Genomic DNA, 8,387 nt, shown 5'->3' with positions numbered 1-8,387 from the left:
CCACCCCACATCACCCCCCACCCCGCAACACCCCCACCCCGCAGTCCGGCCCCCACGGTGCCCGGGCCACCCCATCACGCCCCGAGAAGGAGATCCCCCATGACCACGTCGCTCACCACCCTGGAGTCGATCCTCGCGCACCCCCGCGAGCTGTCCGAGGAACACGCCACCGTCATCCGCGCGACCCTGCCGGTCATCGGCGCCCACATCGACGAGATCACGCCCGTCTTCTACCGGACGATGTTCGCCGACAACCCCGAGCTCCTCCGCGACACCTTCAACCGCGGCAACCAGAAGCTGGGCGCCCAACAGCGCGCGCTCGCGGCGTCGATCGCGACCTTCGCCACCCTGCTGGTGGACGGCCGGAGCCCGGTCGACATGCTCTCCCGGATCGGGCACAAGCACGCGAGCCTCGGCATCACCCCCGACCAGTACCAGGTGGTCCACGACTACCTCTTCGGCGCGATCGTGGAGGTCCTGGGCGAGGCGATCACCCCGGAGGTCGCGGCGGCGTGGGACGAGGTCTACTGGATCATGGCCGCCGTCCTGGTGGACTTCGAGAAGGCCCTCTACGCCGAGGCGCAGGTGGAACCGGGGGACGTCTTCCGCATCGCCACCGTGATCGCCCGGGAGGACGTGACGGATTCGGTCACCGTGTTCACCCTCGGTGGTCCCGACGGCGAGCCGCTGCCCGACTTCCGCCCGGGCCAGTACACCTCCGTCGGCGTGGTCCTCCCCGACGGCGCGCGCCAGCTGCGTCAGTACTCCCTGTCGACGGCACCGGGCGACGGCACGTGGCGCATCGGTGTCCGCCGGGTCGACGCCGAGGTCCGGGGCGGGCTCGGCTGCCCCGCCGGCGAGGTCTCGGGCTGGCTGCACGCCCACGCCGAGGTCGGCACCACGATCCAAGTCACCCTCCCGTTCGGCGACCTCGTCCTGGACGCCGCCGGGATCGGCCGCGACCAGGACGCCGCGCCCGTGGTCCTCTGCTCGGCCGGGATCGGCATCACCCCGATGCTCGGGATGGTCGCCCACCTGTCGGCGACGGAGGACACCCGTCGCGTGCTCGTCCTGCACGCCGACCGATCGCCGGCCGACCACGTCCTCGCCGAGGAGGTCGCGGGCGAGTCCTCGCTGCTCGCCGACGCCGAGGTGCACACCTGGTACGAGCAGGGGGCGGACACCGTCGCCGGCCCGGGCGCGGTCCACCCGGGATTCATGGACCTGGCGACGGTCGAACTCCCCGAGGGGGCGCACGTCTTCCTCTGCGGGTCGACCGGCTTCCTCCAGTCACTGCGCCCGCAGTTCCTCGAGGCCGGCGTGCCCGCCGAGCGGCTCCACGCGGAGTTGTTCGCCCCGAACGACTGGCTGGTGTAGTCCCGCCGGCGTGGGCCCGGATGGCCTCCGTCCGGGCCCACGCGCAGCCCCGAAAGGCGCGTGCCCGAGTGTATTTGACCTGTAACAACTCGTGGGCGTGTGGACGAACTCGCGGACACTCGCCGCGATCTGGCAGACACTCGGGGTCCGGGCGGTTCCCCCTCGAACTGGCCCGGCGCAGCGAGACAAAACACAGATCCGACGCAGCGAGAGCCGACGCGAAAGGACCCATGGTGTCCTCAGCACCAGATTCCGCGACCCGCGATGCGGGCCCCCCTGTCGTCCCCGACCCCGGGAAAGCGAACCTCGCACTGGCCCTGTGCTTCTCGGGATTCCTTCTCACCTTTTGGGCGTGGGCCCTGATGGGACCGCTGGGCGCGACATACAAGGACCAGTTGGGACTGACGTCGTTCCAACAATCGCTCGTCGTGGCGTTGCCGGTCGTGGTCGGGTCACTCGGCCGGATCCCCGTCGGCGCGCTCACCGACCGCCTCGGCGGCCGCACGATGTTCCCGCTGATCGCCGCGCTGACGATCCTCCCCACCCTGTTCGTCGGGTTCGTCGACAACAGCCTGACCGTCCTGCTCATCGGCGGATTCTTCCTGGGCATCGGCGGCACCTCGTTCGCCGTCGGCGTCCCCACCGTCAACTCCTGGTTCCCGCCGAACCGGCGCGGCACGGCGATCGGCATCTTCGGCGCCGGCATGGGCGGCACGGCCATCGCCGCGTTCACGACCCTGCGGCTCCGCGAGGCGTTCGGCGACCAGGCGCCGTTCGTCCTGGTCGCGATCCTGCTGGCCGTGTACGCGGTCGTCGCCCGGATGCTCCTGAAGAACTCGCCGACCTGGACGCCCGCCCAGGGTAACTGGGTGGTCAAGGCCGCCAAGACCCTCGCGCGGCCGGTCACCATCAAGTTGTCGTGGATGTACACGATGGGCTTCGGCGGGTTCGTGGCGTTCTCGGTCTACTTGCCCACCTACCTGCACAACTTCTACGAGCTGGACGTCGAGGACGCGTCGCTGCGCACCGCGATCTTCGTGGTGATCGCGGTCGCGTGTCGCCCTCTCGGCGGTGCGCTCGCGGACAAGTTCGACGGCGCCTGGGTCCTGGTGGTCAGCTACGTCATCACCGGCCTCATGGCCGCCGCGGCGTCCGAGAAGATGCCGTTGATCGGCATGGAGAACCGGCTCTACCCGGTGGGAACGGCGGTGTTCCTCATCATGGCCGCTTCGCTCGGCGTCGCCTCGGGCGCGGTGTTCGCCCTCGTCGCCAAGCTGGTCGAGCCGTCCTCGGTCGGCTCCGTCACCGGCATCGTCGGCGCCGTGGGCGGCCTCGGCGGCTTCGTCCCGCCACTGCTGCTCGGCTACTTCTGGACCCAGGACAGCAACTACCGCACGGGCCTCCTCCTGCTCTTCGCACTGTCGATCGTCACCGCGGTACTCACCTGGCTGTGGTTCCTCCGCACCCCTCGCACTGAGTCCACCGCTACGGAAAGGACACCGGCATGACCAGCATCGACTCCCCCCGCCCCGCCTCGCCGACGCCGGAGGGCCGCGGCACCGGGTCCGGTCGGATGGACGGCCCCGCCTCCGATGCCCTGCTGCGGGCCGGCCGGTTCTTCCGCCGGGGGGAGGCCTCCGACGACCTACGGACCGTCACGCACTCCGGCGGGCGGGAGTCGGACGTGTTCTACCGCGACCGCTGGAGTCACGACAAGGTGGTCCGCTCCACGCACGGCGTCAACTGCACGGGCTCGTGCTCGTGGAAGGTGTACGTCAAGGAGGGGATCATCACCTGGGAGTCGCAGCAGACCGACTACCCGGACATCGGCGACGACATGCCCGGCTACGAGCCCCGCGGCTGCCCGCGCGGCGCCGCCTTCTCCTGGTACACCTACTCCCCCACCCGCGTGCGCTACCCCTACATCCGCGGTCGGTTAATGGAGCTGTGGCGCGCGGCCCGCGCGGAGCACTCCGACCCGGTGGACGCGTGGGCCTCGATCGTCGAGGACCACGAGAAGACCGCCTACTACAAGCGGGCCCGCGGCCACGGCGGACTGGTGCGCTGCCGGTGGGAGGACGCGATGGAGATCGCCGCCGCCGCCCACGTCTACACGGCCAAGACCTCCGGCCCGGACCGGGTCGCCGGGTTCTCGCCCATCCCGGCGATGTCCATGGCCTCGTTCGGCGCCGGCTCCCGCTTCATCGAGCTGTTCGGCGGCTCCATGCTGTCGTTCTACGACTGGTACGCGGACCTGCCCGTGGCCTCGCCCCAGGTGTTCGGCGACCAGACCGACGTCCCAGAGTCCGCGGACTGGTTCAACTCGTCCTACCTCATCATGTGGGGCTCCAACGTCCCCGTCACGCGCACCCCGGACGCCCACTTCATGACCGAGGCCCGCTACCGGGGCCAGAAGGTGGTGGTGGTCTCCCCCGACTACGCGGACAACACCAAGTTCGCCGACGAGTGGCTGCACCCGCACCCCGGCACCGACGGCGCCCTCGCCATGGCGATGGTGCACGTCGTGCTCACCGAGTTCTACGCCCGCCGGTCCACGCCGGAGCTCGAGTCGTACGCCAAGAAGTACACGGATCTGCCGTTCCTCATCACCCTGCGCACGCGCGGGGACGGGTCGGTGGTCCCGCACAAGTTCGTCACGGCGGACATGCTCGCCGACGGCGTGCTCGAGGCGGCCCCGGGTGAGAACGCCGCGAACAAGACCGTCCTCATGGACGCCGTGACCGGGCGCCCGGTGGTGCCGAACGGCACCCTGGGCGACCGGTTCGGCGAGCAGGGCGCCGGGAACTGGAACCTCGACCTGGGTGACATCGACCCCGCGTTGAGCCTGCTCGACACCCTGGAGGGCACCGCCGAGGTCGTCCTGCCGCGCTTCGACACCGTGCGTGGCGACGCCGGGACCATCACCCGCGGGGTGCCCTACCGGACGGTGAGGGGTGACGACGGCGAGGACCTGCGCGTCACCACCGTCCTGGACCTGATGATGGCGCAGTTCGGCGTGGCCCGCCAGGGCCTGCCGGGCAGCTGGCCGAGCGGTTACGACGACCTCGAGCCCTACACCCCGGCATGGCAGGAGCAGCACACCGGCGTGCCGGCCGCCCAGGCCGAGCGGATCGGTCGCGAGTTCGCCCGCAACGCCCTCGAGTCCGGCGGCCGGTCCATGATCCTCATGGGCGCCGGCACCAATCACTGGTTCCACTCCGACGTCATCTACCGGGCCTTCCTGGCGCTGACCATCCTCACCGGGACGCAGGGTGTCAACGGTGGCGGCTGGGCCCACTACGTCGGGCAGGAGAAGGTCCGGCCGCTGACCGGGTTCCAGCAAGTGGGAATGGGCCTGGACTGGTCGCGCCCGCCCCGGCAGATGATCGCCACCGCCTTCTTCTACCTGCACACCGGACAGTGGAAGTACGACTCCTACGGGGCCGACGTCCTGACCGCCGCCACCGGCGAGAACCGCTTCGCCGGCATGAGCACCCCGGACCTCGTCGCGATGTCGGCCCGGCTGGGCTGGATGCCGTCCTACCCGACCTTCGACGCCAACCCGCTGGACCTGGGCGCGGAGGCCGCCGACGCCGGGGTGCCGGCGGCCGATCACGTGGTGGGCCGGATCAAGGACGGGTCACTGCGGTTCGCCGCCGAGGACCCGGACGGCCCCGGCAACGCGCCCAAGGTGCTCACCGTGTGGCGCTCCAACCTGCTCGGGTCGTCGGCCAAGGGTGACGAGTACTTCCTCCAGCACCTGCTGGGCACCGACTCGTCACTGCGCGCCGACCAGGCCCCCGAGGGCCACCGCGGGCGGGACATGGTGTGGCGGGAGGACGCCGAGGACGGCAAGTTGGACCTGCTCACCACGCTCGACTTCCGGATGACGTCCACGACCCTGTTCTCCGACCTGGTGTTCCCCGCGGCCACCTGGTACGAGAAGCACGACCTGTCGTCGACGGACATGCACCCCTTCGTGCACTCGTTCAACGCCGCCATCAACCCGCCGTGGGAGACCAAGACGGACTTCGAGACGTTCCGCCTCCTCGCCGAGAAGGTCTCCGAGCTCAGCCACGGTCACCTCGACATCCGGACCGATGTGGTGGCGACGCCCCTGGGGCACGACACCCCGGACGCGCTCGCCAACCCGGGCGGCACGGTCTCGGACTGGAAGGACGGCTCGTGTGAGCCCGTCCCGGGGAAGAACTTCCCCAAGATCACCGCGGTCGAGCGCGACTACCGCCTACTCGGGGAGAAGTTCGGGTCGCTCGGCCCGCTCGCGGAGAAGGTCGGCATGCCCGTCAAGGGACTCATGCTCAAACCCGACAAGGAGATCGGGGTCCTGCTCAAGGCCAACGGCGAGACCCGCAAGGGCGTCGGGAAGGGTCGACCGCGGCTCGACACCGACATCCGGATGTGCGAGGCGATCCTCACCCTGTCCGGGACGACCAACGGACGGCTGGCGACGCAGGGGTTCGAGCAGCTCGAGGCCCGGACCGGCCGCGAGCTGGCGGACCTGTCGCGGGGCGAGGAGGGCAAGCGCATCACCTTCGCGGACACCCAGTCCCGGCCCCAGCCGGTCATCACGTCCCCCGAGTGGTCGGGGTCCGAGCACGGCGGCCGGCGGTACAGCGCGTTCGTCATCAACGTCGAGCGGCTCAAGCCGTGGCACACGCTCACCGGGCGGATGCAGTTCTTCATGGACCACGACTGGATGGCCGAGATGGGCGAGCAACTGCCGGTGTACCGGCCGCCGCTCAACATGCACCAGCTCTACGGCGAGCCCGTCCTCGGCTCGGATGACGGGTCCGGCGGCGCGGCGCTGACCGTCCGCTACCTCACCCCGCACAACAAGTGGTCGATCCACTCGGAGTACCAGGACAACCTCCTCATGCTCAGCCTGTCCCGCGGCGGGCCGACCATCTGGATCAGCAAGGAGGACGCCGAGCTCATCGGCGTCGTGGACAACGACTGGATCGAGGCGGTCAACCGCAACGGCGTCGTCGTCGCCCGCGCCATCGTCTCCCACCGCATGCCGGCCGGAACGGTCTACATGCACCACGCGCAGGACCGCGTGGTCGACGTGCCGATCGCGGAGGCGTCGGGCAAGCGCGGCGGTATCCACAACTCGGCAACCCGCATCCTCATCAAACCGAGCCATCTCATCGGCGGGTACGCGCACTTCAGTTACGCGTTCAACTACATCGGCCCCACCGGAAACCAACGTGACGAGGTGACGGTCATCCGCCGTCGCTCCCAGGAGGTGCAGTACTGATGCGCGTCATGGCCCAGATGTCCATGGTGATGAACCTGGACAAGTGCATCGGCTGCCACACCTGCTCGGTGACCTGCAAGCAGGCGTGGACCAACCGGTCCGGCACCGAGTACATGTGGTGGAACAACGTAGAGACCCGACCCGGGCAGGGGTATCCCCGGACGTACGAGGACCAGGAGCGGTGGAAGGGCGGCTGGGAACTCGGCAAGAACGGCCAGCTCAGGCTCAAGGCCGGCGGGCGGATGAAGAAGCTGCTCCAGATCTTCTCCAGCCCCACGATGCCGTCGATCGACGACTACTACGAGCCGTGGACGTACGACTACGACACGCTCGTGTCCTCGCCCCTGCAGGAGCACACGCCGGTAGCCCGGCCGTACTCGCTCATCAGCGGCAAGCCGATGAAGATCTCGTGGTCCGCCAACTGGGACGACGACCTGGGCGGTTCCCCCACCCACCTGAAGGACGACCCGATCCTGGCCAAGGTGAGCGAGGAGATCAAGGCGGAGTTCTCCGAGACCTTCATGTTCTACCTGCCGCGCATCTGCGAGCACTGCCTCAACCCGTCGTGCGTGTCCTCGTGCCCGTCGGGCGCGATGTACAAGCGGGTCGAGGACGGCATCGTCCTGGTGGACCAGGACCGCTGCCGCGGCTGGCGCCAGTGCGTGACCGGCTGCCCGTACAAGAAGGTGTACTTCAACCACCGCACGGGCAAGGCCGAGAAATGTACGTTCTGCTTCCCCCGCGTCGAGGTGGGCATCCCCACCGTGTGCTCGGAGACGTGCGTGGGACGCCTGCGGTACATCGGACTCATCCTCTACGACGCCGACAGGGTGCTCGAGGCGGCCTCCGAGCCGGACGAGCACAAGCTGCTCGCCGCGCAGCGCTCGTGTTTCCTCGACCCGAACGATCCCGAGGTGGTCGCCGCGGCCCGCGAGGCCGGCATCCCGGACGACTGGGTCGAGGGCGCCCAGCGGTCGCCGATCTGGCAGCTCATCTCCCGGTTCGAGGTGGCCCTGCCGCTGCATCCGGAGTACCGCACCATGCCGATGGTCTGGTACGTCCCGCCGCTGTCGCCCATCGTCGACCGGGTCGCCGCGGACGGTGGTGACGGCGAGGACGCCGACACCCTCTTCGGCGCCATCGACACCATGCGCATCCCCATGGAGTACCTCGCGGAGTTGTTCACCGCGGGTGACGTGGACGCCATCCAGGTGGTGCTCAACCGGCTGGCCGCGATGCGCACCTACATGCGTGACATCAACCTCGGTCGCGAACCCCGTGCGGAGATCTGCGACGCCGTCGGGATGACCGAGGAGGACGTCTACGACATGTACCGACTCCTGGCCCTGGCCCACTACGACGAGCGCTACGTGATCCCCACCGCCCACCAGGAACAGGCCCACTCGCTGGAGGAACTGGCCACCGAGTGCAGCCTGGACTACGAGGGCGGGCCCGGGATGATGGGCGAGTCCGGGCCGTTCGGTGAGGGCTCGGGCGACCAGGCCCTGCCGATCGCCGTCGAGAGCTTCCACGCCCTCAAGCAGAGGCAGACCTCGGACACCATCGCCTCGCCGGGCGACAAGTCCAGAAGGGTCAACCTCCTCAACTGGGACGGTCTCGGCACGGGCGGCCTGTTCCCCGGAAGCAAGGACTGACGCGATGGGTGCACAATTCCTGGCCGGAACCGGCTTCGGCAGCGACCTGTTCGCGCGGGTGCGTCGGGCGGTGGGCC

4 protein-coding genes are annotated in these 8,387 nt (G+C 69.5%); all 4 read left to right on the top strand.

Annotation, left to right across the window (positions count from 1 at the left end; genetic code table 11):
• Positions 1 to 99: 99 nt before the first annotated feature.
• The 4 genes from G6023_RS05600 (at position 100) to narH (ending at position 8,310) form a co-directional block, all read left to right on the top strand.
• A complete protein-coding gene (locus G6023_RS05600) occupies positions 100 to 1,377 on the top strand; it encodes a globin domain-containing protein (protein WP_182634369.1) in 1,278 nt (425 codons plus the stop codon).
• Positions 1,378 to 1,607: 230 nt separating this feature from the next.
• Positions 1,608 to 2,885, top strand: a complete 1,278-nt coding sequence (locus G6023_RS05595; RefSeq protein WP_182634368.1) for an MFS transporter — start codon at positions 1,608 to 1,610, stop codon at positions 2,883 to 2,885.
• A complete protein-coding gene (locus G6023_RS05590) occupies positions 2,882 to 6,655 on the top strand; it encodes a nitrate reductase subunit alpha (protein ID WP_182634366.1) in 3,774 nt (1,257 codons plus the stop codon). Before G6023_RS05595 ends, G6023_RS05590 begins: the two co-directional genes overlap by 4 nt.
• Complete coding sequence (gene narH / locus G6023_RS05585) at positions 6,655 to 8,310, top strand: nitrate reductase subunit beta (RefSeq protein WP_069390164.1); 1,656 nt, start codon at positions 6,655 to 6,657, stop codon at positions 8,308 to 8,310. The genes G6023_RS05590 and narH overlap by 1 nt, the downstream gene beginning before the upstream one ends.
• Positions 8,311 to 8,387: the final 77 nt, after the last annotated feature.

This window comes from Dietzia sp. DQ11-71 (assembly GCF_014144995.1).
GTDB classification, from domain to species: domain Bacteria; phylum Actinomycetota; class Actinomycetes; order Mycobacteriales; family Mycobacteriaceae; genus Dietzia; species Dietzia kunjamensis.
The sequence above is the reverse complement of the archived record's forward strand: the minus strand, read 5'-3'. Positions and strand labels throughout refer to the sequence as shown.

What these genes read in the sequence shown, in the direction of transcription:
- G6023_RS05600 (WP_182634369.1), top strand. Translation starts at nt 100, where the DNA reads ATGACCACGTCGCTCACCACCCTGGAGTCGATCCTCGCGCACCCCCGC.
- G6023_RS05590 (WP_182634366.1), top strand. Translation starts at nt 2,882, where the DNA reads ATGACCAGCATCGACTCCCCCCGCCCCGCCTCGCCGACGCCGGAGGGC.
- narH (WP_069390164.1), top strand. Translation starts at nt 6,655, where the DNA reads ATGCGCGTCATGGCCCAGATGTCCATGGTGATGAACCTGGACAAGTGC.
- G6023_RS05595 (WP_182634368.1), top strand. Translation starts at nt 1,608, where the DNA reads ATGGTGTCCTCAGCACCAGATTCCGCGACCCGCGATGCGGGCCCCCCT.